The 26,016-nt window shown below is 55.6% G+C and carries 20 protein-coding genes; 6 read left to right on the forward strand and 14 right to left on the reverse strand.

Annotated features, from left to right (window positions below):
* Nucleotides 1-84 precede the first annotated feature (84 nt).
* The 10 genes from SH573x_RS25120 to SH573x_RS25165 form a co-directional block, all read right to left on the reverse strand.
* Nucleotides 85-303: a hypothetical protein gene (locus tag SH573x_RS25120; protein WP_479350797.1), complete on the reverse strand. Its 219-nt coding sequence runs from the start codon at nucleotides 301-303 to the stop codon at nucleotides 85-87.
* Nucleotides 304-791: 488 nt separating this feature from the next.
* Nucleotides 792-2,051 (reverse strand): putative sugar nucleotidyl transferase, encoded by a 1,260-nt coding sequence (locus SH573x_RS25125; RefSeq protein WP_479350798.1) that lies wholly within the window; start codon nucleotides 2,049-2,051, stop codon nucleotides 792-794.
* A 34-nt stretch (nucleotides 2,052-2,085) separates the two neighbouring features.
* A complete protein-coding gene (locus SH573x_RS25130) occupies nucleotides 2,086-2,547 on the reverse strand; it encodes a response regulator (RefSeq protein WP_479350799.1) in 462 nt (153 codons plus the stop codon).
* Between the two features lie 108 nt (nucleotides 2,548-2,655).
* The gene (locus SH573x_RS25135; protein WP_479350800.1) at nucleotides 2,656-3,456 is read right to left on the reverse strand and encodes a class I SAM-dependent DNA methyltransferase; all 801 of its coding nucleotides are present in this window, start codon (nucleotides 3,454-3,456) and stop codon (nucleotides 2,656-2,658) included.
* A 141-nt stretch (nucleotides 3,457-3,597) separates the two neighbouring features.
* The gene (locus SH573x_RS25140; protein WP_479350801.1) at nucleotides 3,598-4,494 is read right to left on the reverse strand and encodes a serine/threonine protein kinase; all 897 of its coding nucleotides are present in this window, start codon (nucleotides 4,492-4,494) and stop codon (nucleotides 3,598-3,600) included.
* Nucleotides 4,495-4,635: 141 nt separating this feature from the next.
* The gene (gene accD, locus SH573x_RS25145) at nucleotides 4,636-5,493 is read right to left on the reverse strand and encodes an acetyl-CoA carboxylase, carboxyltransferase subunit beta (protein ID WP_479350802.1); all 858 of its coding nucleotides are present in this window, start codon (nucleotides 5,491-5,493) and stop codon (nucleotides 4,636-4,638) included.
* Nucleotides 5,494-5,535: 42 nt separating this feature from the next.
* Nucleotides 5,536-6,114 (reverse strand): histidine phosphatase family protein, encoded by a 579-nt coding sequence (locus tag SH573x_RS25150; RefSeq protein ID WP_479350803.1) that lies wholly within the window; start codon nucleotides 6,112-6,114, stop codon nucleotides 5,536-5,538.
* Nucleotides 6,115-6,140: 26 nt separating this feature from the next.
* On the reverse strand, nucleotides 6,141-6,833 hold the full coding sequence (gene rpe, locus SH573x_RS25155; protein WP_479350804.1) for a ribulose-phosphate 3-epimerase: 693 nt from the start codon (nucleotides 6,831-6,833) through the stop codon (nucleotides 6,141-6,143).
* A 215-nt stretch (nucleotides 6,834-7,048) separates the two neighbouring features.
* Nucleotides 7,049-8,623 carry a GAF domain-containing SpoIIE family protein phosphatase gene (locus SH573x_RS25160; protein WP_479350805.1) on the reverse strand — a complete coding sequence of 525 codons (1,575 nt, stop codon included), beginning with the start codon at nucleotides 8,621-8,623 and terminating at the stop codon, nucleotides 7,049-7,051.
* Between the two features lie 332 nt (nucleotides 8,624-8,955).
* Entirely contained in the window at nucleotides 8,956-9,519 is a 564-nt protein-coding gene (locus SH573x_RS25165) for a DUF2617 family protein (RefSeq protein WP_479350806.1), read from the reverse strand.
* A gap of 284 nt (nucleotides 9,520-9,803) precedes the next feature.
* On the opposite strand from SH573x_RS25165, the gene glgA reads away from it, so the two are divergent.
* Nucleotides 9,804-11,315 (forward strand): glycogen synthase GlgA, encoded by a 1,512-nt coding sequence (gene glgA, locus SH573x_RS25170; RefSeq protein WP_479350807.1) that lies wholly within the window; start codon nucleotides 9,804-9,806, stop codon nucleotides 11,313-11,315.
* A complete protein-coding gene (locus SH573x_RS25175) occupies nucleotides 11,312-12,562 on the forward strand; it encodes a galactose-1-phosphate uridylyltransferase (protein ID WP_479350808.1) in 1,251 nt (416 codons plus the stop codon). Before glgA ends, SH573x_RS25175 begins: the two co-directional genes overlap by 4 nt.
* Before the next feature lie 312 nt (nucleotides 12,563-12,874).
* On the opposite strand, the gene csrA is transcribed toward SH573x_RS25175, so the two are convergent.
* Entirely contained in the window at nucleotides 12,875-13,075 is a 201-nt protein-coding gene (gene csrA, locus SH573x_RS25180) for a carbon storage regulator CsrA (protein WP_479350809.1), read from the reverse strand.
* Between the two features lie 333 nt (nucleotides 13,076-13,408).
* Here csrA and SH573x_RS25185 point away from each other — a divergent pair, with 333 nt between their 5' ends.
* Nucleotides 13,409-15,109: a DUF6798 domain-containing protein gene (locus tag SH573x_RS25185; protein WP_479350810.1), complete on the forward strand. Its 1,701-nt coding sequence runs from the start codon at nucleotides 13,409-13,411 to the stop codon at nucleotides 15,107-15,109.
* Between the two features lie 31 nt (nucleotides 15,110-15,140).
* Here the strand turns inward: SH573x_RS25185 and SH573x_RS25190 are convergent, their stop codons facing one another.
* The 3 genes from SH573x_RS25190 to SH573x_RS25200 form a co-directional block, all read right to left on the reverse strand.
* Complete coding sequence (locus tag SH573x_RS25190) at nucleotides 15,141-17,450, reverse strand: glutamine amidotransferase (protein WP_479350811.1); 2,310 nt, start codon at nucleotides 17,448-17,450, stop codon at nucleotides 15,141-15,143.
* The gene (locus SH573x_RS25195) at nucleotides 17,447-19,873 is read right to left on the reverse strand and encodes a BatA domain-containing protein (protein WP_479350812.1); all 2,427 of its coding nucleotides are present in this window, start codon (nucleotides 19,871-19,873) and stop codon (nucleotides 17,447-17,449) included. Before SH573x_RS25195 ends, SH573x_RS25190 begins: the two co-directional genes overlap by 4 nt.
* 92 nt (nucleotides 19,874-19,965) lie before the next feature.
* Nucleotides 19,966-20,979 carry a dockerin type I domain-containing protein gene (locus tag SH573x_RS25200; RefSeq protein ID WP_479350813.1) on the reverse strand — a complete coding sequence of 338 codons (1,014 nt, stop codon included), beginning with the start codon at nucleotides 20,977-20,979 and terminating at the stop codon, nucleotides 19,966-19,968.
* 646 nt (nucleotides 20,980-21,625) lie between these two features.
* Between SH573x_RS25200 and SH573x_RS25205 the strand changes: the two genes are divergently transcribed.
* From SH573x_RS25205 to SH573x_RS25215, 3 genes are all read left to right on the forward strand, one after another.
* Nucleotides 21,626-23,584: a redoxin domain-containing protein gene (locus SH573x_RS25205; RefSeq protein ID WP_479350814.1), complete on the forward strand. Its 1,959-nt coding sequence runs from the start codon at nucleotides 21,626-21,628 to the stop codon at nucleotides 23,582-23,584.
* A gap of 78 nt (nucleotides 23,585-23,662) precedes the next feature.
* Nucleotides 23,663-23,974 carry a hypothetical protein gene (locus SH573x_RS25210; RefSeq protein WP_479350815.1) on the forward strand — a complete coding sequence of 104 codons (312 nt, stop codon included), beginning with the start codon at nucleotides 23,663-23,665 and terminating at the stop codon, nucleotides 23,972-23,974.
* Nucleotides 23,975-24,579: 605 nt separating this feature from the next.
* On the forward strand, nucleotides 24,580-26,013 hold the full coding sequence (locus SH573x_RS25215; protein WP_479350816.1) for a magnesium chelatase ATPase subunit I: 1,434 nt from the start codon (nucleotides 24,580-24,582) through the stop codon (nucleotides 26,011-26,013).
* Nucleotides 26,014-26,016 lie beyond the last annotated feature (3 nt).

A 26,016-nucleotide genomic window follows, 5' to 3' on the forward strand; every position in this document is an offset into this window, starting at 1 on the left:
AGGCTTCAATAATAACCAAACCAAGCCCGTGAAGTTGCTGACTAAAAAGACTTTTCGCTGCGAAAAACCATGAAGTCACTGGAGTTATGTTTGAATTGCGAACATGATGCGAATCGTTTGTTGCCCCTTGAGTCGGACAATCTCCACAGCCTCACCCTTGCAGTAACGAGGCTCGCAAGTGCGAACCATCGGCGGTTCGTCTTCCTCGCGAGCCACTGCGTTCACTTTAGTCGCCTCCAGGTCGATGATTTTCTGATCGCTGGCCGTCTGACCCTCCGCAGCAGCGACTTGTCCGGTCACCATCTCTTGAGTCTGCGCATTTGGCGAATCGGCGTCGGGGGCTTACAGCTGTTAACTATCGAAATACAAAGGCCTGAGGGTGGCACTGGCTATGCGCAGCATTGCCAGTGCATGCAACGAAGTGGTGCCCTTGGCCAGCCTGCTGGAGCAGCCAATGCAAGCGAAGTTGTGACCGCACCTTTTTGGGGGCGCTATTGCGACCGGTTTGGTCTTTCGGGAGTGAACCACCGCCTGGGTGCTCACAGGTTCAGCAACCGAGGCTAACGCCTATCAGTACATTGGAGGAGAAGGGGAGAACCAGAGGGCGTTGCATTAGCTTACATATAAAGCAATCGCAATCCGAAGGGAGGCCAATTACTTTACGTATAAAGTAATAGTTAACCGCGAGGGAGAACCTTCAGTTAGATCCAGCAATCAATTGAGAGATACTGAGGTCACTATATCTTCGGTGGCCCTCACGCAGCTGCGCCGCAGGAAGTGACATAACCTCCTCAAAATGCCAGGGCGTCGCCGAAACGATCGCGTTCGTTTTGCGTCAGGCGATACATGTCGGTAACCAATTGCATGTCGCAGGCCCTCTGCTGGACTTTGCGTCGCGCAAACATGCGCTGCTGAGTGGCTGTCATGATGTCTGGTGGCAAGGTGGTCATCTGGCCGAACAGCCGCGCGTAGTTTACAAAGCTGGGTACGTTGCTGGTCACAAAGCCGTACATCATGCTGCAGACACCGATCACTTTGCCGGTGAAGATACCGGTGTTGATGGCCGTCTTGCTGTAGTCGCCCATGACACAGCCTAAGAACTGCATACCCGTGGCCACTTTGCCACAGGTGTATTCCATGTTCACAGTACCGTAGGTATTCTTCAAATCCGAATTGCAGGTACCGGCGCCTAAGTTAATCCAGCTTCCCAAATAACTATGGCCCAAAAAACCGTGGTGCTGTTTGTTGCTATACGGTTCGATAATCGCCGCTTCGACTTCACCGCCGACTTTGGTCGTGTGCCCTAGGGCAACTGCATCTTTGATGGCTGCATGCTCGAGGATCTTGGCTTTGGGGCCGATGTACAGTGGTCCGCGCAGCAGTGTATAAGGACCGACTTGGGCTTCGGAGTCAATGATGATGGGACCTGTGTGGGTATCACAGATGACATACTGGCCTAGTTGCGCACCATCGGCCAGGTAGAGACCATCTTCGGTTTGCCGATAGCGCTGCGACGCAATTCTCAATTGCATGTTCTCGTTGAACACGCGCATGTTGGCAGCGATGACTTCATGCGGATAAGACATCAGGCCCAGGGTAAGCGGTAGTTGCGGCAAGTCTTTGCAGCTCAACAGCAGACTCTCGATATTATTGCTGCTGGCAGCGATGGCGTTCCAATCCCAAGGCGGATTGACGACGGCCGCGACTTGCGAACCTTCCCAGACGACGCCCACAGCGCCGCTGGTGGAGCTTTGGCTGAGCAGTTGTTTGAGCGTTTGCAGGGTGGTAGCCGAAGGCACCAGTCGCGCGTTGAGCGCCAAAGCGGGACGCGGGCTGGCTGAACCAGTCATCTGATCCGGCAATTTCAGTTGCGGAAAATCTGCTTGTTGAATCTGCCGCAAATAGTCGCGCCACACACCACACATCGGTTGATCGAGTTGCATCAGAAGATCGATCAGGCGATACGAAGCGACGCTGATACAACAGGCTGGTCGGCCGGTTGTAATGGGTGCCAGTTGATCTACGTGCGCATCTTCAAAGACTAGAATCAAGATCGATCTCTTCAAACGCGGGTGCCGGGTCGACCTACGTGGAAGATTCTTCGAAGTCGCCGACCAGCGATAGCTCTTTGAATCGTCGTATGACGCTCAGGAACTTGACCTCGTTGAAGGGCTTGCGAATATAAGTCGTAACGCCCAAGGCCTCGCAGGCTTGTTTGTCCGCACCATCGTCACTACTGGTCAAAACTACCACCGGGATCGACTCGATATTGGCCGACCCGCGGAGGACTTTCAGCAGTTCGACGCCGTCGGTATGGGGCAGGATCAGGTCGAGGAGAATTACATCGGGCCGCGGAGCTCGCGAGAAGATGCCCTTTTGCTGCAGAAACTCGACGGCCTCGGTGCCGTCGCGGAACAGGGTCACCCGATGATGGATTCCGCATTTGCGCAAGGATTCGATCGTGATCCGCGCGTCCATCAGACTGTCCTCAACCAGCATGATCTCCATGGCCTTGCCTGTGGTCGATTGTAGATCTCCCAATGCCATGCTCGTCTCCTTGCCGTGAACAATTGTGATTGCGCTGCAGACGGTCAGTCGGCAGCGAACCGGGTGGAACACAGTCTACCAGAAATCGAACCCCGCGTCAGGCGGTTTTTAGCTGCCGACTTTGCGCAGGACCAGCAAACTATCGCAGGAATCGCGGCTAAGTTTGATCGGTTCGTCGATTTCCATCCAGAAGTCGAACGACTCCACCAATTGAAATTCGGGCACCTGAGCCAAAACTTTGCGCAGTTGGGGCAGCGTATAGGATCGCAGAACCATTTCATTCTGAACACGAATTGGCTTTTGTTCACCCTTGCGAATCAGCATATTGACGCGCAACGTCTCGTGCCGTTGGCGGCGTTTCCATTCGACCACCCGCAGAGTGAAACTGACTTGCGTGCGGCCAGTCTTGCCCTTCCAGCGTTCGATGCAATGATCGTCAGCATCCGGAGGCATGATATGCAAGCCCAAGAAGAACAATCCACCCGGTCGCAGTGCACGGGAGACCGCCTTCAGATGCCCCACAGCATCCTCGTCGGTCAGCAGGTGACGAAAAGTATTGAAAGTGTTTAAGGCCACGTCATACGGTTTATCGACTGCAAAGCCGACCATGTTGTCTTTGTAGACTTTGGCCTTCAGCTCTTTTTTAGCCAGACGTTTTTTAAGAAACTCGAGCGCATTTTCGTTCAAGTCAAAGCCGGCCACATCGTAGCCTAACTTGGCCAGTTCAAAGACCAGCCGTCCAGAACCACACGCCGGTTCGATGATGCGCTTGATTGGACCTTCGCCAAAGCGCTGGAACGCTTGTTTGAGAAACTTGATTTCGCGGGGCGTTTCTTCTTGAAAAAACAGATCGTAGTATTCAGGGTAGTCATACCATTCCTTGGTTTGCTTCTCCAGGGTTTGCGTCAAGATAGGTCCTTCTGATATGGGTTACTGTGTCGTTCACGCTGAGCGCATAGCAAACTGAGTATTGTTTGGCTGCGCAAGAAACACGTAGCCTTTCGCGGAGCGAAAGGAGACAATGCGTGGCTTTGACACCGAGTTTACGATTTAATTCTCGGTTTCACCAGGGATCTGCTTGAGCACACGCAAGAATTGCTCCATCGACGGCACGCGTTCTTCCGGCTTGGCCTTGATCGATTGCATGATCAGTCCAGCGAGCTGTTTGTTGAGATCGGGGCGATACGTGAAAATGTCAGTGGCATTGGCAGTATCGTGATTGAGAGCCGCCAGGCCGCTGGTTTCACTGCCCGGCCACGGATGCGTGAAGGTAAACAGTTGGTAACAAGTTACGCCGAAGGAAAAGATGTCGACGCGTTGATCGGTAGAACGGCGCCGAACGACTTCCGGGGCCATGTATAGCGGCGTACCAGTGCGATTGCCTGGAGCCATAAACTCTTTGGTGGCCGGCACGGTTAAACCGAAGTCGATCAACTTGATCAAGTTGATGTCAGCCTGGCAAATGAAGTTGCGCGGGCAAATATCGCGGTGAATATAGCCTGAGGTATGCACATAGTGCAAAGCTTCGGCCATCTGGTTCATCAGCATCAACCGCTTGCCCTTGAGCAGTTCGGCTTCTTGGTTGTGGATCAAGGTTTGCAGTCCGGGGCCGTCCACAAATTCCATGACCAGGTACGGAGCGCCCTTGGTACTCACTCCGTATTCGATCGTTTGCACCACGTACTTGTGATGCATCGAGGTAGCGATTTCACCTTCGGTGGGTTTATTCATTCCTTTGAAGCGACTCTCGAAGAAGTTGACCTTTTCGATGTCGCATAGCTTCACGCCCACGATCTGATCGTTTTCACGGTCACGAGCCACGATGAAATTGCTCATGGTGCCGCTGACAGCCGACTTCAGACGCTCAAAACGAGCATCGATATCGGAAACACGGCGACGAACGCCACCGCCACCCATCATGCCTTTTAGCTTGTCAAACAAACCCATCGCAGCACAATCGCCAACTAGAAGACTCGACCCGATCAGAAGAGATCTGTTCTATTGTACTTCGTTTGGCAAGTCCGGGCATGCGACTGCAAGGGAAGGCATTTGTACAAACTACCGCTCTGCCACTGGGGCTGCGACCGGCTACTTACCGCAGTAGTCGATCGCGCGGGCGATTTCGCTTTTCAGCCGAGTGCGATCGACGATCCGATCGATGTAACCATGCTCCAGCAGAAATTCGCTGGTCTGGAAACCTGGCGGCAGTTCGATCTTGATGGTGGCTTTGATCGTGCGCGGGCCAGCAAAACCGATCAGCGCTTTGGGTTCGGCAAACACCAGGTCACCCAGCGAGGCAAAACTGGCAGCCACGCCACCCATTGTCGGATTGGTCAGTACCGAAATATACAGACCGCCGCGATGATGGTACTTGGCCAAGGCCGCAGAAACTTTGGCCATTTGCATCAGAGATAAGATGCCTTCGTGCATGCGAGCTCCGCCACCCGAAGCACTAATAATGATCAGCGGCAGATCTTGTGCAGTGGCTCGTTCAACCAGCCGCACCAGGCGTTCGCCGACGACCGAGCCCATGCTGCCCATGATAAAGGCCGAGTCGGTCACTCCAAGAGCTACGCGACGAGCGCGAATCATGCCTGTGCCCGTGAGAGCCGCATCATTCAAACCAGTTCGCAGTTGCTCATCGACCAAGCGCTCGCTGTAACGTTTCTTGTCTTTGAACTCGAGCGGGTCGGTGGAACGCAGTTGAGCGTCCCACTCTTCAAAGGTGCCATCGTCCAGCACTTGCGCTACGCGCTGTTGAGCCGATACGTAGAAGTGGTATTGGCAACTGGGGCAGACGTTTTGCCGACGCTCCGCTTCTTTGCGGTAGATTGTCTTGTCGCATCCTGGACACTTGATCCACAGGCCATCGGGAACACCACGCTTTTGTTCCGCAGTCAAAGCCCGGGGCGTCAGATCAGTCTGTATTTGTTGAAGGACGGACATCGAATGGATCAGCCTTAAGTCTCTAGCCTTAAGCCTTAACTTTCACACCCCAACTGCATCCCGTTGATGCAGCGCGATTAATTCCCAAGTACCGGCATCGAGTTGATGCGTCCAGACGTCGCTGAAATCGCAACCCAACAGATGGCAGCGAACCACCGAAGCCAACGGCTCGGGGATCACCATACCGATGGTGCCATTGCGATGCTTGCGCACTAGTTTGTCTAGCACCGTCTCCACGCGGGCTACTGCCGATCCGAGCATCTCGCCATCGGGCGGGCAGATACCAACCGGGTTGTCTTGGAACTGTTTGTACAGTCGAGGTTGCAAGCGACGAACTTCGTCGACCAACTTGCCTTGCCATAGACCATGATTGACATTGCGAAAGCACTCAATGGTGCGTGATTTCCATCCGCAATACTTTGACAGAATCTTGCCGGTCGATTGTGCCGATTCGCACGGGGCGACATAGAGGCATTCAACAGGCATCTCTTTGAGTTGTTCACTCGCAGCCACACTTTGCTGCTGACCTAAGGGGCTCAATGGAATGTCCAGTTCCCCTTTAATCCGTCCCTCTTCATCAAAGGTCGTCGACCCGGGACGGACAAGTAACACGTTTAACATACAGTCCTTTAAAAGCAGCGAAGGAGCTAGATTCGCAGTTGGTCGCCTAACTGGTCGATCGCTGCGCGGTAATCGCTCTGGCCAAAGATGGCCGAACCTACCACGAACAGTCGCGCCCCAGCTTCTCCACACTTTCGAATTGTCGACAGGTTGACTCCACCGTCGACCTCTAGCAAAACATCCGGGGAACAGTTGGCCTTTAGCCAGGACAACTTTTCCAGAGCCACCGGATTGAACGCCTGGCCGCCGAAGCCCGCGTTAACGCTCATGATCAACACCAAGTCGCATAGAGGCAAGAGCGCTTCGACAACATTTATGTCAGTCGCCGGATTCAGCGCCAGACCTACGCCAGCCCCCCCTGAACGTATGGCATCGAGCGTAACTCGAATGTTCTCAGCCACTTCGGCGTGGACGGTGACGATGTCGGCACCCGCTTCAATGAACTGAGCTACGTACTTCTGGGGTTGAGAAATCATCAAATGGACGTCGAGCGGCAAGTCGGTCAAACGACGAACTGCGGCGACAATCGGCATGCCGTAGGTCAAATTTGGCACAAAGTGCCCGTCCATTACATCCAGATGCAGAGCGTGTACCCCAGCCGCTTCAAGCGTGCGGATTTCACGCTCTAAGTTGCCAAAGTCGCATTGCAGCAAACTGGGCAAGATAATCTCTTTGCCCCGCAATCGCTCTACGGCCGCTCTACCAAGTCTTGTTCCCATGCCCTGCTATTCTACTCGCCTGCGGCATTGGGTTCCAGCCTTAATGCGCCCTGGGCTACTCCTCGTAGCCGAAGTCGCCAGACTTTGGACGCACGCAGCAAGACTCATCCAATCTCTGGCGAGATCGGCTACGGGTCACTCCTCGTAGCCGATGTCGCCAGACTTTGGACGCACCTTACAAGACTCATCCAATCTCTGGCGAGATCGGCTACGGGTCAGAACTTACGACGAATCAGCAGCAGACTTTGGTCGGCCTGAACTTGTCGGGTTGGACCAAGCGGCAGACTCTGCGAGAGTTCAGCGGCGAGTTCCGCCAAAGGTTCGTCGTAACGATCTTTGATCGTTTGCAAGAACGTGTCCTGATTGAGACCTCCCAATTCTGCCCCGGCCAGCAGCGAAGCTGGCAGCAGCGCCAGGATGTCACCGGGCTCCAGATGCATCGATAATTGACGATACATGGAATCGGGCTGCAACCCCAAGAGAGGTCCGCTGACCATCAGCGGACGATAACCTCGAGCGCCAATCAGGAACGCTTGAATGTGGCCGCCACAGGCAATGGTGGTCGTTCCGCAGGCCGGTTCGATGGAAAAGATACCGAGCGAACTGCGCCAGTCGGCGTCCTGCAACTTCCAGATCATATCGTTGGCGCGGCGCACGATTTCACTGGGAGTACGCTTGGAGTTTTCGTGCAAGTCAACGATTGTCTGCAAACGAGCGGCAATCAGAGCGCCCGCCGCGCCTTGGCACTGAGCCGCACCGATGGCGCCAATGATTTGCTCTTGAGCGTTAACGCTCCAGTCGTGGAACGTCGAGCCAACTGAATGCGCATGATGCGTAAAGCCACCGACGTCGTAATCATGATGTAGCGGTTGCGAGTCGGGCAACAATGAGGACTGAATCAGGCTGGCTGCTTCGAGTTGCTGAGCGGCACCACGTACGCGCAGTACTTCGCTACTGAGCACTCGACGTTCGATGTCGGCCAGGATTTTATCAGCTGCGCCTTTGGCCGCTTCGATATCCACATGCGAGAAATCGCGCACGTGATCGCTCCACAGCCACAATGTTCCGTGGGGCATGTTCGAAGAGCCAATGGGTACACACAGGCCCGCGGCAAACTTTTCAGGGCAATTCCAGTCGGGGGCCACTGAAATATTTTCCAGCAGCACAGCATTGCCCAGCAGGGCTTCCAGGTCCGCCAGCGCCCCACGCAATGATCTGGGCGGCTTGGCCAGGTTGTTCTTGGAGATACCATAGCAACTGCGCATTTTCAGCGTACTCGTGGTATCGTCCAGCAAATACACGGCCGCGGCGTCGCTGCCGGAAGCCATGACGGCTCTTTCCAGCGCCTCTTCCATGGTTGTGTAGAGCGACTCTTCGCTCGGCTGATCGGTGAGCGTAACGCTTAGGCCAGCGGCCAACTCAGCCTCTTGACGCGCGATGGCGTCTTCACATTGTTTCAACTTGAATACCATCTCGTTGAGCGACTGCAGCAATCCCCAGGCTGCATCCTCCGATGTCATGGTCTGCTCGAAGAAGTCGCTTTCATCCAGCAGGCCATCCAGCGGCGTGTTGCTGACCAAGCGCACGCGGGTAGCCAGTTGATCTGCTTCCCAGCCAAAGGCCTCTGATAGATCCGTTGGCTGCGAGCCAGCCACGGGCGCAACTTCCCAACCAGTAGCTTCGGCAAAGTTGTGCAGCAATTGTGCGGTCGGGTTCTGTTTGCTCGAGCTGACAGACTGATCTTGATCGGCTCGATGCAACCGCAGATGGGGAATGTTTTTACGAGGCACCACGGGTCTTCCGTTGCTGAGGATACGCTTCGTCTGGAATAGATTATTGACTGGCCGCGATTTACGCGAGCCAATCAGTCATGTTCGGCTTTCGCAGCGCGAAAGCCGTCGGGATTGCCCCGAGGGGGAGAGCAGTATCTTCCTTGATGAATGTCGTCGCCGCTGGCTAAAAAGGTCACGTAGGCAGCCAGACGGTTGAATGTCCTACCTTTACAACCGTATTACTTTCATCGACCAAGCATTGGAATTTTAGCGCGCAAAATCCCCACTTGGTTCACGGTTGCTTGCAGATAGCCTTCAAGCTGCGCATCGTCGGCACAACCGGAACATTTTTACGAAAGCTGGGGCTCAGTCCCGAGAGCAAAAGACGACTCTGTCTTTACCAGAGCCAGATCATCCGGAAAAGTATGGATGGCTTGCACCAGCAAACTGCGTTGACGCGTTTCGACGTGCACGAAGCTCAGGCCACCAATGGCCATGCGACCGGAATTTTCGAAGACTTGAATCAATTCATGATTCTTCGCCGCTTCGCCCAATTGGTTCTGGATCATCCAGAACATTTCTGCGGGAACCCTTTCGAGCGCATATTCGTAGCGATATTGGACGCCCAAGTGATACTCGATGCGTTCCTTGAGCGTGCCATCCAAGCTGTGCGCCGCCAGGCGCCGTCGCTGGGGAAGTAATTGTCTGGCCGAGGCAGCCACTTCCGTCAAGGTAACGGTGCCAGAAGACCAGGTAATCAAATGTCCATCGCTGGTGATATCCACTTTGGCAGAGAAATTGCTACGCGTGATCTGAGCCGATTTGTAGACCTGAAAAAGCTCGGGATGTAACGAACGACCGAAGACCTGAAAGGTCAACTCGGCCACTCGAGGACGAATAGTAGAAACTGACATCAGCGTATCTCAATCGACTTCGGGCGTGGATTTTGATTGTGGTGATAAGGCAGCTTTCGATTATAGTCCGACTGCCCCGACTCCACCAAGGGCAACAATCGAGGAGTTCAGATAGTGGTCGACCTTTCCCCCAAACTTTTCCCCAATTCCCGCGCCAGCTTGAATCTTGTGGGAAAGACAAGTCAAATTGTTGCTAGCATTAGCTGACCATCGAATCCCATTTCGCCCGAAGCCTTTGTGATCAAATTGCTTGAATTACATCATCGACTGCGTTAGGACACACTTTGACTCAGCCAACCCCTGCGTCGCCACTGGAAGTCATCTTCGTCGCTTCGGAAGCTGTGCCGCTGGCCAAGACCGGTGGCCTGGCTGACGTGTGTGGTGTACTGCCGCGCGAATTGGCAAACCTGGGACACAAGTGTTCCCTGTTTTTGCCAGGCTATCGCCGAGCACTGGCGGCCGGTTTGCCACTGGAAGTTACCAACGTTGGTTTCGCCATACCGATGGCCGGTCGTCACGTGGCCTGTCGCATTCTGAAGTCGAAGTTGCCCGGATCCAATGTCGATCTGTATTTGATTGATCAACCTCAGTACTACGACCGCGATGCGCTCTATGGCGATGCGCAAGGCGATTATCGCGATAATTGCGAACGGTTTGCATTCTTTAATCGCGCCGTGGTGCATGCTATCGAACAAATGGATATGCGGCCCGATATCGTGCACTGTCACGATTGGCAGACCGGGTTGATTCCAGCGTACGTGGCCACCGGTAGCGGTGGATATAGCTGGGCAAAATCCGCCGCATCGATCATGACTGTGCACAACCTGGCTTACCAGGGGCGGTATTGGCACTATGACATGGTGCATACCGGCTTGGACTGGCAATACTTCAACTGGCAACAGATGGAGTTTTATGGTGATCTTTGCTTCCTCAAAACAGGACTGGTCTTCAGCGATGTCGTGACGACGGTCAGTCCAACTTATGCCAACGAGATTCGCACTCCCGAACACGGATGCGCACTGGATGGCGTCCTCCGCGATCGCGGGCCAAGTTTGGTGGGGATCGTCAATGGCGTCGACTACACGGTGTGGAATCCTGCGACCGATCGCCTTTTGCCGCAGACCTATGACGTCGGCAGCTGGCGATTAGGCAAGCGCATCTGCAAGCAACAATTGCGAAGTCAATTGGGGCTGGCCGATACCGATACAGTGCTGATCGGAATAGTGTCCCGACTGGCTTCGCAGAAGGGCTGGGATCTGATCCTGCCGCTGATGCATCGCTGGTTGCAAGCGGAGCGACCGGTGCAGTGGGCCATCTTGGGCACGGGCGAGGAGCCGATCGAGCAGGAGTTGGGGCGATTGGCTGCCCACTACCGGGGCCGAGTGGCCATTGAGCTAAAGTTTTCGGAACCAGTGGCGCACTTGATTGAAGCGGCCAGCGATATCTTCTTAATGCCGAGCAGATATGAGCCCTGTGGTTTAAATCAGCTTTATAGCTTGCGATACGGAACCGTGCCGGTTGTACATGCCACGGGAGGTCTGGCAGACACTGTGGTTCATGCCGATCGTGAGACGCTTGGCCAGGGAATTGCTACCGGCTTTGCTTTTGAAGGCTACCGTTTGGAGGCGTTAGAGCATACACTCGGGCGAGCCGTGGATGTTTGTCGCACTGAGCCAGGCATCTGGTCCAAACTGGTAGAATGCGGTATGCGACAAGACTGGTCGTGGCAACGAAGTGCCTTGCAGTATTCGCAGCTGTATGAGCAAACGGTGGCGCAGAAGCGGAGCAAGGGATGAGTAATCGGCAGCGCAATACCGAACCATCGACCAGCGAACTTCGACACGATTGGTTGTCGGATCGCTGGGTGATCATCGCGCCTCAACGCACTGATCGCCCCGATGATTTTGCGCGCTTTATGGAGCCCTCCTCAACGCCCTTTCAGGAAGACCCAACTCAGGCCTCTTGTCCATTCTGCCGTGGTCACGAGAATCAAACTCCGCCTCCCTTGGCTGTCTACTCCAAGATCGCCCATCAAGATACCAAGGGCCACGACGCCAAAAGCTCGACGACCGAGCCTTGGTTGGTGCGGGTGGTGCCCAACAAATTCCCGGCAGTCAATGGCGTCCGTTCGTTGAAGTTCCCCGCGGTAGCCGTGCAGGGCGTCAGTGCTTTGCTGGAAGGCAATCCACTGACCTCGATGCCCGATAGTCCACGTTGGCAGGGCGTGGAAAAAGAACAAACAGCAGGCGAGGTACAGTCAGTCGCCACTGTTGATCAGAGCCCCAGCGAAAACCACGCATCATCCAACCCGGCCATCGATCTCTTCCATGCGCGACATGTTAGCGGCGCGCATGAAGTTATCATCGAAAGCCCGCTACACCTATGCTCACTGACTCAACTGGATCGCTGCACGGCCACATTGATCTTTCGAGCATACCGCGATCGGTTGCGATACTGGAGTCAATGCCTGGATATTGCCTATGCGGTCGTCTTCAAGAATGTGGGACAAGACGCAGGCGCATCGCTGGTGCACACCCACAGCCAGTTGATCGCCACCAACATGCTGCCTACAGACGTTCGTCGCAATGTCGAGCGGATGGAGTTGTTTCAGCGCACGCAAGGACGATGTTTATTCTGCAGCATGTTGCGGGATGAACTCGAAGAAAACGTGCGTATCGTTGCACAAACGAGTGACTTTGTCGCGTTTTGTCCCTTCGCTAGTCGCTTGCCATCGCTAGTGACCGTTTTACCACGCGACCATGAGAGCACCTTTGAGACGACCAGCGACGAGAGCTTGGAACAACTGGCCTGGCTGGTACAGCGCATTTTGCGGTCGGTCGAGATCTGTTATCCGCAAGCTGCCTACAACTATGTGCTGCACACAGCTCCGCAAGGCAAGCATGATTCACCCGCCTTCCATTGGCGGCTGGAACTCTTTCCTCGCTTGACCCGAGTAGCTGGCTTCGAATGGGGAAGCGATTGCTTTATCAACCCTTTGCCCCCAGAACTAGCGGCTACTCGATTGCGAGGGCGCTTTGAGTGACTCCAGGAGGGTTGGCCACGACCGAAGCGCGGCGCATCCAAAGTCTGGCGCCTTGGCTACGAAGACGAGGCATCAAAAAGTCTGGCGACTTCGGCTACGAAGATAGCGCATCCAAAGTCTGGCGACTTCGGCTACATGGATGCAAGTCAACCGCTTGGAACTCGACGCCATAGCGGCGAGCACCTTCAGGCCGCGCGCAAGAGATTGCGATACTCGGCTACGACAATGGCGACCGTCAAACGCTAGTTCAGCAGACAGAACAAAATAGCGCGGCGGAAGATAAAGTAGTTGCGAAAGCGGTCGCGCTATGTTCTAATCCTGCGAAGCACCGGCAGCGTCATCAGTACGCTGGCTTCGCTGAATCGCGTCATATACTTCGCGACGATGGACGGGAACTTCTCGAGGAGCTTCAACGCCCAATCGCACCTTGTCACCACGAATTTCCACCACAACGATTGTGATGTCGTTATTGATGACAATGCTTTCGTTCTTCTTACGTGATAGGACTAACATCGGACCCTTCCTTTGGCAAAATAGCCCTCTGGCAAAATAGCTGCCGAATCCTTCTGGTCACCGCTCGCGGTGTTCAAATCAAGGCGTCTCGGCGTACAACATGTGAAGCGGTAACGGTCTTTACACCAGTTTACTTTTCATGGCGTGCTACCTTCACTCTACGTACAACGTCGCTGCAGTCAAGAAATTGCGGCGTGAAATGGAGATTTTTTGGCAGACTTTTTGCAGGTTGTGCCGGTTTGGGCTCTCGGACGCCGTTTGGAGAATCTGGCCGCGTGAATTCTCTTTTGCCCCTTTGCCGTTCACCAGGCTCCTCCCCACGGCTAATTTGACATGAGCCAAGCTGTCCCTAATTGCGATGTGGAGGCTGCTCCGGTCGCCCAAAATTTGACTCTCCACCAACTCGGGGCCGCCGCCGGCCTGAACCTGTTGGTCATCTGGCTCCTCAGTGCCGAATTGCCGCCCAGCATTAACGAGTCCCACTACTTACCCAAGGCCAAACATGCCTGGGACCAGAGCTTCGCGCCCGGCGATATTTTCCTGGCCTCCGGCAACGCTCACTGGCTCTTTGCACAGTTGGCTGGGTGGATGTCGACTTGGCTACCATTGACGGGCGTGGCTTGGCTTGGTCGCCTAGGTTGTTGGTCGCTGATGAGCCTGGCCTGGGCACGTTGTGCCTATCGACTTTCCCTACCCATTACCCAATCTGCTTGCGTCTTGGCCGGCTGGATTTTGGCCACGCGAGTGGGCAATTGGGCCGGCGAGTGGGCTATCGGTGGTTTCGAAGCCAAGTCGATTGCCTATCCCTTGGTCGTTTTGGCCATTGACGGCATGCTGGCTAACTCGTGGCGGCGTGTCTGGATTTTTTGCGGCCTGGCCGTCGCTTTCCATCCGCTGGTAGGCGGGTGGGCCGGTCTGACGCTGCTGGTCGCCTGGGTTTGGTTGGGTAAAGGGACAGCTCCCCTGCTGGCACAACTGCCAAAGCAACTACCCGCCATGATCTTGGCAGGATTCTTGGCGCTGGTTGGACTCTTACCAGCGGTGAGCATGATCAGCGGGCCCAATCGCCAGGGCGAAATTGTGGTCGCCCAGATCCATGCTTTCTATCGATTGTCACACCATCAAACGCCGCATCTGTTTTGGGCTCGTCAACACATTGCCGGCGCCTCTACGCTGCTGCTATTTGCCTGCACTTCGGCGGCCCTGCACTGGACGATCCGTCGCCACCCGACAGCCTGCCTGACAGCCCTGTGGCGTCTGACTCTGCTGGCTTGGTTGTCCGTGGCCGTCAGCGCGATCGGCTTGGTGATCGACTTGGTTGGGGTGCAAGTGCGACCAGATATCGCCGCCAGCCTGCTGCGGTTTTATTGGTTCCGTTGGTCCGACATCATGGTACCGCTGGCGTGGGTCTCCACGGCCTGGTTATTGGGTCTGGCCTGGCAGAGTTGGCCAAGCTCTGCATCGAGGCCTTCATCAAGGAGCATGCGTGTTAGCGGACTGGTGCTCAGTACAGCCTGCGCCCTGGCTCTGCTGGCAGTCACGTGGAACCGAGTCAGTGATTTGTTGAGCAACAACCTGGCACCGGCCGACCGCACGCTGCTGATGAGTGATAGTTCGACACTGGCTTCTGGCCCGGAGGTCGCTTATGAATGGATGGCCCTGTGTAACTGGGTGCGCGAAAACACCCCGCCCGACGCGCTATTCTTGACCCCTCGCGCTCAGCAGACTTTCAAGTGGTATGCGGAGCGCGCGGAAGTGGCGACGTTCAAGGATGTACCTCAAGATGCTACTTCGCTGCTGGAGTGGTACGATCGTATCGGGCGTATCGCTCCGCCGCGCGATAAAGAGTTGCAGCCCTTGGGTTGGACCGACAAACAAATCTTGTCATTGCACCGACGTTACAAGTTCGACTACATCATCGTCGACCGGCGCATTCAAAAACAACCACCGCTGCTGAAACTGGTTTACCCCGAAGCGCGAGGCATGCAGATCATCGATGGGACCTATGCCATCTACCAACTGCCAGCGAATTAAAACCGGAGCGCTGAGGCATCGCTAATAAGCACTAAGGCAATTGCCAACGTTTGCGCGTGGCCCATTCAGCTGAGAGCACGCCGCAGAATAGCACTAGAAACAACCACGAATCCCACAGGCCATCGCCTAAACGCCGTTTTTCGAGCGTAGTCACGCGCGACTTGGCTTGCCGATCGCGCAACCACTGCATGGCATCGCCGATCTCATCCGGCGTGATCAAGCGACCGCCAGCTTTCTCACATGCGGCAGCCAGGTTCTGCATCATCTGCCAATCGGCGGCCGGTGTATTCAGCTCGCGAGATTCCTCGCTGACAATGAAGGCCACGTCAGCGGCATATTCTTTCCCAGCACTGTCGGTGGCTTTTAATGCCAGACGATACAGTCCGGGTTCGTTCAATTCCTTCAGTCGCACTTGACGACGCCCGTCACCTAGCGCTTGACTTTCCAAGTTACCCAGCACGCGACCTTCGCGCAGCAGTTCAAGATTGATCTGTGCGGGCATCGCTTTGTTTTCGCTACCGCCAACCCATTCAATGCCCACTGTTTCTTCATCACCGCGCTGCAGGCGTCGCCGGTCGAGCGACAATCGAAAACCTTCTTGCAGTGAATCTCGCCCCAGCAGCCACAACATGGCCTGACGCCAAAACTGTTTATGCCGCAGCTGTTGCCCCTGCAGCCACCACTGCCACGTAGAATCACCGGCAAAGGCCAACACTCGACCGCGGCCGAATTCGCCAGTCACCAACAGCGGAGCACCTTCAGGACTGGCCACGATCTCCAGGGCACCACTACCCAACTTGAGCTTGCCCAACCGATTGGCATACTGTAGCGGTTTAAGCGATTTCCAGATGACTTGAGTATTCTCAGGCTCGGGGGCTAGCTGAGTGATCGGGTGCGGTCGCTTGGGGATCATCTTTTGCGGACCGGTCAAGTGATAGGACTGATCGATCGAGACATCGCCAAACTCTTGCGGCTTGCCGGGCGTGAGCGCCACGGGAAATAGATCTGCCAAGGGCGTGCCTGCATATCCACCTGCGTCGTAACTGTGAAATCCACCCAAGATCAGCAGGCCAGCACCACCTTCAACGCGTTTGCGAATCTCCGTCATCGTCGCCTTGGTACGGGCTACGTTGGGATTGACCAAGGCTCGCGCATCGACATCCCCCAGAATAAACGCGTCGTAGCTCGAAAGGTTGTACTTGCTGGTTAGATCCAGCGGCCACCTCGAGCGATCACTTTCAGCCAGCCAAGTATAGTCGACTTGAAAATCCAGTGAACTTATCGAACGCCTCAAATACGTTTGCTCGTGGCGAGGCTGACCTTCCATGTACAGAATGCGTGAGCCTCCAGCGCGAACGGTCACGAACGAAAAGGTCGAGTTGTTCGCGGTGATCAGTTCGTTGGCATCAACCGTGGCCTTCAGCTCCAGTAAGTATTCGCCAGCTTCAGGAGCTTCGACCGGAATGTTCATGGGCAGAGTTTGATCAGGCCCACTGGCGAGCACTTCGATAGGCTTGAGCACAATGTCAGGCTTGCCGGCCGCTTTCAACTTCATCGCCACTTTGATGGGCAAGTTTTGCATGCCGCGGGCTTGCACCACTGCCGGCACACTGACCTTGTTCTTTTCAAAAGCCGTGACGTGCTCGGGCACACCACTGATGGCCAGGTCACGCAATTGACTCTTGTCCGAGCGTGGTCCCAGGCCAACCACAATCAGCGGTTGATCGAGTTGCTCCATTTGCCGAGCCATCAGCGTGGCGTCGGTGGGCGCAGGTACTAACGTTTGCGTGCCATCAGTTATCAAGATCGCAGCCCTCAGCGGTGGATCAACTTGCTGCTTTTGAAGATCTGCCAGGGCCGTACCCAGATCGGTCACGCGTCCACTGGGTGGCGATTGAAACAACTTAGAAACCGCGGCGCTAGCGTCCTTGTCTGCACCGGGCGGAACAGCTCGCAAACTGTAGTCAAACATATAAGGCACAAAGCGCGTCTTGCCGAATCCGCGCTGAGACTCACGCTGAATGTTTTGCCATACCTTCTCAGCCATCGTCCAACGATTCTGTTCACCATAGCCGCTGGGCATGGTCATGCTCTGCGAGGCATCGATGGCCACACCAATCGCCGAGTCGCTATCGCGCTGAACCGAGCTGACAATGCCTGGCCGCAACCAGCCGAGCATTAATAGCACGATGGCCAACAAGCGCAGGAGCACCAACCAGCCTCGACCCAGCCAACTTAGACCTTCGGCCGTCATCGTGAACCACAAACTGGCCAGCATCAGAAGGATCAGAGGCACTACTGCCATCCAGCCGAAGACTGGTTCGGCGCTCCACTGCGTCATGCTGAAGACCTCGCGGATCGTCGCGGTATCGCGGAAACAGCGTCACCAGGCGCAAAGCGCATTTTGTAGAAGCGATTGGACATGGCTTGCTCGGCCAGAAACAAAGCGGCAACGCAGGCCATCAGCAGTGGAAACAACTCGCGACCATAGCGGGCCTGGCCCACGCTGCTTTCCACTTCGCTTTCCTGGCGGGCCAGTCGGTAATTACCGGCACCCAGTACAGCATCCAGATCGGCAGTGCTCATGCGGTCCAGCAGCGTATCGGCTGCCGGCGTGTTGACGCTGACGCCACGCACGGTTTGACTCTCTTGCAAACCTCGCAATCGATAGGTGCCCGCCTGGTCAAGCGCACCGACCACCACCGTTCCATTGTCGGCTTGCAAATTGCGCCGCGCACCGTTGGGCGCAAACAAAACATAGTTTAATGGAAACTGTTTAGGATCATTGTCCAGGGCAACCGTCTCACCGGCTGCATAGTTGAAACGCGATTGAGTATTGCCGCTCAATATGCGGGCCGCGCCGACTATTAAACCATAAGCGGGCCATGGATCAGATCCAGCCAACAAGTCATTCCAGGCTTGATCACCAGTGGCCGATGGCAAGGGTGTCAGCAGAGTCATGATCTGACCAGCCCCGCGGTTTTCCAAGATCATCGCGGCCCGAGCGCGATCGGTGGTATTAATCAACACCTGCGCGCCGGCTTTGAGTTCATCGATCTCCCAGATGCGATGGAGTGGAAACAAATTCCACGGCACATCGGCAGCCACCGATTCATAAACTTGAAACAAGGGATGCGTAGTCGATACAGGCACCAGAAAGAGCGAATCATCTTCCAGTGGTCGTCTCGCCACCCGCGCCAGCGGACCAGGCAACAACTTCTCGACCGCCGCTTGCTTGAGTTCATCGACATTCCCAAGGGCTGGCCCCAAGGCCAGGAACAATCCACCACCCCGCTCAACATACGTTTCCAACGCCGCCACGGTCGATGGGGCTAGGGCCGGCGGATCATTGATGTACACGACTCCATAACGATCCAACTCGGCTTGATCGATTTGAGACGTGCGAATCTGAGCAGCTCGCGGGCCTGAATCATTGGCGTTATTGATCACTGCCGGATCACTGCCGCCGGGTGACAAAGCCAACTTTAGCAGTCGGGCCGCATCGGCATCGTCGGCGACAACGAGCGTTGGTGCTTCGGCCGCACAAGTGACTGTGCTATAGCGCACATTGTCAATGCTCAACGGATCGGCCGTCGATAGTTCGATTCGGAAGTTGTGCGTTCCCGGCGTCAAGGCTGGCGACTTCAGTGTCACCGCCGCGTCGGTCGATTGACTTAGATCGACGATAGCCTGATCAACCGTCGTGGCCGGCGGAACCTTGAGCGTATCATCGCTGATCAGCGGCACACCGCTCTGCTCTTGAATTAGTTTGACCGTGACCGGTCCACCCGGAGATTTGACTTCGCGTGTCACATTGACTTGCCAGGAGGCGGAGCCACCATTGGGGACACTCTGCGATTCCAACTGCAGGTCACCCAAACGCCAGTTGATCGAACTCTCCGCGCCGACGTCGATGATTTGGATTAAGACTTCGGATTGATGCTCTTTCATCAATTCCATCAGCGATGCATCCGCGGCCGACCAGGCGGGCTTCATTAGATCGGTCAACACGTAAACTTCTTTGCGTTCTAAATCGCTGGCATGCACTAAATCAATCGCCGTGCGCAGCCGAGCCACCAGATCGATATGCATGGCTTGTGGTTGCAGCAGATCAACTTGACCTTTGGCCGTGGTTGGATCGAGCGACAGCGCGCCGATCGGTGCGCCGGTCAGCACACCCACGCGACTATCCAGCGGTAACTTGCCCAAGATCCAGGTAGCCATTTTCTTGGCTGCCTCGAACCGCTTGTCGTTTTCCGCGCGATAATCCAGCGATGGCCCACTGTCGATGATGATGGCTGCGGCCACCGGCGCCGTCTGATCGCTGCTGGGCACAACCGGTCCGCGCGTAATTGATAGTCCCGTCCAGATGGCCGCAGTCAACCATAGACAGCCAGCAATGATGCCGGCCGGTAACCACACTCCGGCTCCTCGCCGAGTGATGACAGCCACCACTGCGACCAGCGAGGCGAAGATCGCTCCCAATGCGACCAGGCCCAAACCCAAGGCCGTGGTCATCATGGCCGAATGCACCCGCGGCCGCGCAAGAGCCAACGCCATCGCGCCGAACATGGTCACCCGCAAACAGAGCAGCAGGAAATGTCGCAATTGCCAACTGCCACGTTGCTGGGCAACCGTGTGCTTGACAAAACGCAGCGCCGGGAAGGCGACCATTTTAGGTTGGCGCCGACTGAGCAAATGCATGGCGACTGGAATCGCCATGGCAGCTAGACCAGCCAACAGTGACACATGCAAAAAGTTCATGCCGATATTGTATACGTTTGATCGGCATGAAGAATTACCAATTGCAGATTCGAAATCTCAATTTTCAAATCTACAGAACGATCCGCTGCCCATCAGAGATGGCGAATCGCAGCCGCCACAAACTCGGCCAGTGATACTTGGCCGTCGGCATCAGCATCTGCGCGCAAGACCAAGCGCCAGGCCAGTCGCGGCAAGTCGTCGGAGGTCAGCCGACCGCTATCGTCGCGATCGAGCTGATGAAAGAACTCCTCGATGGCTGCCAGGCGTCGAGCTTCCAAATAATCGCTAAGCTCCGTCTCAGTCACGCCACCGTCTTGGTTGGCATCGGCTGCGACCAGCTTATCCCACACCGCTTCGGGAACTTCATCGCTGGTCAGCGAACCATCATCGTTAGCATCAAGCCTTGCAAGCAGATCACCTCGATGACGCATTACGCCACGCAGACCATCGCGGAGCGTCTCTCGCAGCCTCTGCCCATCGGCCACCGGATCGTGCTCGCAGCCATCGTCGTTATCAGCTGGATCATCCTCCGACGTATCATCGCCAGAGTTGTCTTCGCCAGAGTTGTCTTCGCCAGAGTTGTCATCGCCGGAATCGGGCGAATCGTCGTCAGCAGGAAACTCCTCGGTGTCATCGGAAGTGTCATCCGAGCCATCGCCTTCATCCACCGGAGTGTCGTCAACAGGCGTCTCATCAACAGGCGTTTCTTCGACCGGCTTCTCAGGCGTGCCGTCGGTCGGCGCATCGTCGCTGGGTGTTGAATCGATAGGTTGGTCGCTGGTGCCATCGTCAGGCACAGCAACTTGTTCGGTTACCGACTCGATGGCCGGTACTGCAGTGAGCCCTGAGTTGATGGCATTGATGACGCCCAGCACGTCTTGGGGACTGACCACACCGTCGGCGTTGGTATCGCAATCGATGCCTGCTTCCGCTTCGGCCACGGTACCACCAGTGGACGCTTGATTGATCCGGTTGATCACCATCAACGCGTCAACTGGCGAGATCAACATGTCGTTGTTCACATCCAGGGCTGCCAGATCAGCTGCTAACGGACGGCGACTTTCAAGGCTTTCCGCGAACAATTTGCGAAGTGAACGTCGACTCATGATTTGATCATCACCGAAAAAAGTATTGTTCAGTGCCGGAGGGTGGGCATGTACGATATCACACACCAACCGCTCGCGGCAAGTAAAAAGTTTCTTAACCATCGTAGAGCAGCTGTCCTCAGCTGCTCTGAACCCTCTAACCAGAGTTTCGAAACGCAGAGTCCGCGGAGTACGCAGAGAAAACCCTGTCTTCTCTGCGATCCTCTGCGTCTCCGCGTTTTAAAAACAGAACCTGCTAACCAAAGCTCCTTCCGACCAACTACGTAGTGCGAAGTTTCTGCTGACCAATGAACCAATGTTACAGCCCTTGGCACTGAGCCAAGGCGGTATTACCGATCATTAACGAGCAGCAGGCCAACAGCCACAGAGTTTTCTTGCACGCGATCTTCATAGCCAGTCCCTTTTTTGCTACCCCCAGACAATATGTTCAGACGAGTACCAACCCAAGAGCCAGTCGCCGGGGTGATGCTTAAGAGGATGATTTTGCCACAACAATGTCACGGCTGGGGCAGCCTAAAATCGTTCATCTGCTGCCTCCCAAATACGCAGGACGATTCGCGATTGTGGCTCACTTAACCTTGCTGCTTTCGAACTGAACGGTCTACACTGTAGAAGTCATTCGCCACATTCCATTCGGTAACCCAACATGAATTTGAAGCATATCGCGCTGGCACTGCTGCTGATTTTCGCTGGCCTGGAGTCCATCTCGCTCTTACAGGCGGATGACAAAGGCCTTTCTAAGACCGGCAAGCGGCTGACGGACTTTGGACTGACCGACTATCGCGGCAAGGTCTGGCAGCTTGACCAGTGGAAAGATCGACCAGTGATGGTCGTCGCGTTTCTAGGAGTCGAATGCCCGCTGGCGAAACTCTATTCACAACGCTTGGCCGAGTTGGCTAAGCAGTTCGAAGCTCAAGGCGTGGCGTTTGTGGCGATCGATGCCAATCCGCAAGATAGCTTGGCGGAGTTGGCTGCCCATGCGCGACGATTCGAGATCGAATTTCCGATGGTACGCGATCCACAACAAACCGTGGTCGCGCAACTGGGTGCCACCCGCACACCCGAAGTCTTCGTGCTCGATGCCCAACGCAGCGTTCGTTATCAAGGCCGCGTCGATGATCAATATGGCATCGGCTACACGCGTACCGAACCCGAAAAGTCGTTCTTGAAGGATGCGATCGAGTCGCTGATTGCGGATAAACCTCTCCTGGTCACACATGAACCGGCGGTGGGATGTTTGATTGGTAAGCCCAAACCGGCGACCTCCGCCAGCGACAATCAAGTCACTTATTCGCGAGACATCGCGCCCATCTTTCGCGACGCCTGTGTGCAGTGCCATCGCGCTGGTGAGATCGGTCCATTCGCGATGACCGATTACGCAGAAGTCGCGGGCTGGGCCGAGATGATCGGCGAAGTTGTGGCCGAGCAGCGCATGCCACCATGGCATGCCAATCCAGAGTACAGCCACTTTGCCAACGACATCTCGCTAACTCAAGCTCAGCGCGAACTGATCGCCCGTTGGGTTGCTGATGGTGCTCCCGAAGGCGATGCGGCTGATTTGCCCGAGCCCCGCCACTACATCGAAGGCTGGCAACTATCACGGCAGCCAGACCTGGTGCTGGCTATTAACGAGCAGCCCTTTGAGGTACCGGCCACCGGCGAAGTCAAATACAAATACTTCAAGGTTGATCCAGGTTTTACTGAAGAGAAGTGGATCAGCTCTGCACAGATCGTGCCCGGCAATCACAGCGTTGTGCATCATATTCTCGTGTTCGTGCGCCCCAAGGGTGCGCGAGGCGAATTGGGCGGCGAGCGTGGTTTCCTGGTCGGCTATGTGCCGGGCTCCATCGCACAGGCGTATCCCAAGGGCGCTGCCAAACGCATCCCCGCCAACAGCGAATTGGTCTTTCAGGTCCACTATACGCCGGTAGGTACTCCCCAAACCGATGCCAGTAAGATTGGTTTCCTGTTTGCCGATCCCAGTGAGATCGAGCGCGAAGTCATCACTACTAGCGCCGTACAACTGCGATTGAACATTCCACCCAAAGACAACAATTATCAAGTCGATGCCATGCTGCCGGAAGAGTTGCCTGAATGCACCATGCTCGGGATGGCGCCGCACATGCACTTGCGCGGCAAGTCATTTCGCTACACAGCCATCGCGCCGGATCGCACCAAGCAAATCATCCTGGATGTACCTCGCTACGACTTCAATTGGCAAACCGCTTATCGCTTTGAGGAGCCGCTGAAGCTAGCCGCTGGCAGCAAGATTTATTGCGAAGCCGCCTTTGATAATTCTGAGAAGAATCTGAACAACCCGGACCCCAACGCGTGGGTGCGCTGGGGCGACCAAACGACCGATGAGATGATGATCGGTTATTTCGATATTATGGTTCCCAAGGGTAGCGCACCGGCTGAGAACGGTCACGGCGCACGCCGCGAATTGGTACGTCGTATGCTACGCGATGGCATCGTCGAGCGACTGGACGCCAACAAAGATGGCCAGCTAGAGCGCGACGAGGTACCGAAACGGTGGAACAAACAGTTCGACCTGCTCGATGCGGACGGCAATGGCGTAATCACGGCGGAAGAGTTGAAAGACTAGCACACGAGTCTGTCGACAACTGCTTCTTGAAGACGCCCGAAAACTGTCAGACAGACCAATCATCACTCGAGGGAAACAATGCACAGCTTTACCAGAAAGGCAGGCCTGATCTTGGGCGCAGTGGGCCTGCTGACCGTCGGCATGATCCAATCAGATGCCCAAGCTGCGGATCAATTGGGTCGTAGTGGCCAGGAACCCGGTTGGACTCATGGCGTGGTCCGCGTCGGCGAGGAACGCGAACAGATTAAATCGCTGCCCATGACCGAGCGTCCGTATCGACCCTTGCACTTCTACGGTAATACCGTTCGTCGCATGCACTATCGAGGTACCGCTGTGCCCGCCCCACGCGACCTTATTTACGCCGGCGCCGCTACGATTACGCGCAAGTAGTGAAAATGTAGAGCGGCTGTCCCCAGCCGCTCTGCACCCTCTAACCCAATCTTCGACCGACCATTGGTCCCGGGAGGGCGAAGGTCCTCCTGAGCCCAACACCGTTATGCACAACGGACATAGACTCGGGGGCAATGCGGGCAACAAGATTTTGAACTGTAGAGCGGCTGTCCCCAGCCGCTCTGCACCCTCTAACCCAATCTTCAACCGACCATTGGTCCCGGGAGGGCGAAGGTCCTCCTGAGCCCAACACCGTTATGCACAACGGACATACTTCCGGGGAATTGTGGCGATGGCAGCATCAGCTTGGTAGGCGATGATGCAAACGGATTAGTCCCCGAGTCTATGTCCATTGCTCACGGCGGTGTTTGGCTCAGCGGGAGCATTCGCCCTCCCTCGCATTCGCCCTCCCGGCACCCAGTGCAATTCTGACATTTCAGCCACAGTGTCGAGCTATAAAAAATTCTTCCACCGCGCGAGGTGGCGAAACGTAACTTCTTTGCAGCGCACACCTTAGGTTAAAAAACCCCGTACCGATTCGAGCCAATTTTTGTCGGTTTTCGCTTGACGAGCCGCTACAATCTGTCTCGGGGAGACCAATTGACATGAACGAGACCAAGACGGTAGAGCCATTCAATCGACCTGCAAATCTGGCTGACTTGCGGGAGAGCGGCTGGCGTTCGCGGAGCGTTAAGCAAGAGATGCGCGAGAACTTTATGCGCATGCTGGCGGCTGAGGAAGAACTTTTTCCGGGCATTGTCGGATACGAAGACACCGTTATTCCCGACATCAACATTGCCATCCTTTCTGGACACGACATCCTATTTCTTGGGGAGAAGGGTCAAGCCAAGAGCCGACTGATGCGTGGCTTGGTGCGGTTTCTCGATCCGATAGTCCCTTATTTGGATGTGCCGGGCTTGCCGGTTCACGAGGATCCGCTGCAGCCGATCACCATGTTAGGCAAGCGGTACCTGGCTGAGCATGCCGAAGAAGATGTACCGATCGCCTGGTGGCCGCGAGAAGAACGCTACGCCGAGCGACTGAGCCCCGGTACCAAGTTCGCAGACATTATCGGTGAGATCGATCCATCGAAGCTGACAGGCGGCGTAAGCATGAGCGCTGAAGAAGCCCTGCACTTCGGTCTGATTCCGCGCATGCATCGCGGGATCTTTGCGATGAACGAACTGCCGGAACTGGACGAACTGGTGCAAGTAGGCCTCTTTAATATTCTGGAAGAGCGCGATGTGCAGATTCGCGGCTACCCGATTCGCTTCGACCTGGATGTGTTCATTCTCTTCTCGGCCAATCCGAGCACTTACAATCGCAGTGGCAAGGTCATCCCACAGCTGAAGGATCGTATCGGCTCGATTGTGCATACGCATTATCCGCGCGAGCGCAACTTGGGCATCGAGATCCTGCAGCAGGAGGCTCACATCGACCTGGATGGCGAGTATCCGGTGCAGGTGCCCTACTTCATGGCTGAGATCATTGAAGAGGTCACGCTGCAAGCGCGGCGCAGCAAGTATGTCGATCAGGCTTCGGGCGTATCGGCCCGCTTCAGCCTGGCCAACTATCGGACCATGATCGCCAGCGCTCGTCAGCGGGCAATCATTTTGGGCGAGTCACCAGCTGTCCCGCGCATCAGCGATCTGGGCCATCTGTACAGTTCATCGCTGGGCAAGCTCGAGCTGGACATGATGGGCAGCCATCAAATGTCCGAGCGGCAAGTGCTCGATGCGCTGGTCGCCGGAGCGATTAAGAAGGTCTTCGACCAGTACGTCGAAGAATTCGGCCTCAATGAAATCGCCGACATCTTCAGCAAAGGCGTGCGCATTGAAGTGGGTGACATGTTACCCAGCGCTGTTTACGCTGAACGTCTCAAGAGCGTTCCGCCGGCTTGGGAAAAAGCCTTCGAAGTCAACGCGGCTGAGAGCCCCGCCGTGCGGGCTTCTTGCGTTGAGTTTGTCTTGGCCGGTCTCTATGCCATGGATCGTATCAGCCGGGCTCAGAAGCACGGCAAGGTCCAATACGAAGTCTGATCG

The sequence above is a fragment of the Rania fehmarnensis genome (genome assembly GCF_056494185.1).

Bases quoted from the DNA above. Each gene is read 5' to 3' on its own strand.
- SH573x_RS25120 (WP_479350797.1), bottom strand. From the start codon at position 303: ATGGTGACCGGACAAGTCGCTGCTGCGGAGGGTCAGACGGCCAGCGAT.
- SH573x_RS25130 (WP_479350799.1), bottom strand. From the start codon at position 2,547: ATGGCATTGGGAGATCTACAATCGACCACAGGCAAGGCCATGGAGATC.
- SH573x_RS25140 (WP_479350801.1), bottom strand. From the start codon at position 4,494: ATGGGTTTGTTTGACAAGCTAAAAGGCATGATGGGTGGCGGTGGCGTT.
- accD (WP_479350802.1), bottom strand. From the start codon at position 5,493: ATGTCCGTCCTTCAACAAATACAGACTGATCTGACGCCCCGGGCTTTG.
- SH573x_RS25150 (WP_479350803.1), bottom strand. From the start codon at position 6,114: ATGTTAAACGTGTTACTTGTCCGTCCCGGGTCGACGACCTTTGATGAA.
- rpe (WP_479350804.1), bottom strand. From the start codon at position 6,833: ATGGGAACAAGACTTGGTAGAGCGGCCGTAGAGCGATTGCGGGGCAAA.
- SH573x_RS25165 (WP_479350806.1), bottom strand. From the start codon at position 9,519: ATGTCAGTTTCTACTATTCGTCCTCGAGTGGCCGAGTTGACCTTTCAG.
- SH573x_RS25175 (WP_479350808.1), top strand. From the start codon at position 11,312: ATGAGTAATCGGCAGCGCAATACCGAACCATCGACCAGCGAACTTCGA.
- csrA (WP_479350809.1), bottom strand. From the start codon at position 13,075: ATGTTAGTCCTATCACGTAAGAAGAACGAAAGCATTGTCATCAATAAC.
- SH573x_RS25185 (WP_479350810.1), top strand. From the start codon at position 13,409: ATGAGCCAAGCTGTCCCTAATTGCGATGTGGAGGCTGCTCCGGTCGCC.
- SH573x_RS25190 (WP_479350811.1), bottom strand. From the start codon at position 17,450: ATGACGCAGTGGAGCGCCGAACCAGTCTTCGGCTGGATGGCAGTAGTG.
- SH573x_RS25195 (WP_479350812.1), bottom strand. From the start codon at position 19,873: ATGAACTTTTTGCATGTGTCACTGTTGGCTGGTCTAGCTGCCATGGCG.
- SH573x_RS25200 (WP_479350813.1), bottom strand. From the start codon at position 20,979: ATGAGTCGACGTTCACTTCGCAAATTGTTCGCGGAAAGCCTTGAAAGT.
- SH573x_RS25205 (WP_479350814.1), top strand. From the start codon at position 21,626: ATGAATTTGAAGCATATCGCGCTGGCACTGCTGCTGATTTTCGCTGGC.
- SH573x_RS25210 (WP_479350815.1), top strand. From the start codon at position 23,663: ATGCACAGCTTTACCAGAAAGGCAGGCCTGATCTTGGGCGCAGTGGGC.
- SH573x_RS25215 (WP_479350816.1), top strand. From the start codon at position 24,580: ATGAACGAGACCAAGACGGTAGAGCCATTCAATCGACCTGCAAATCTG.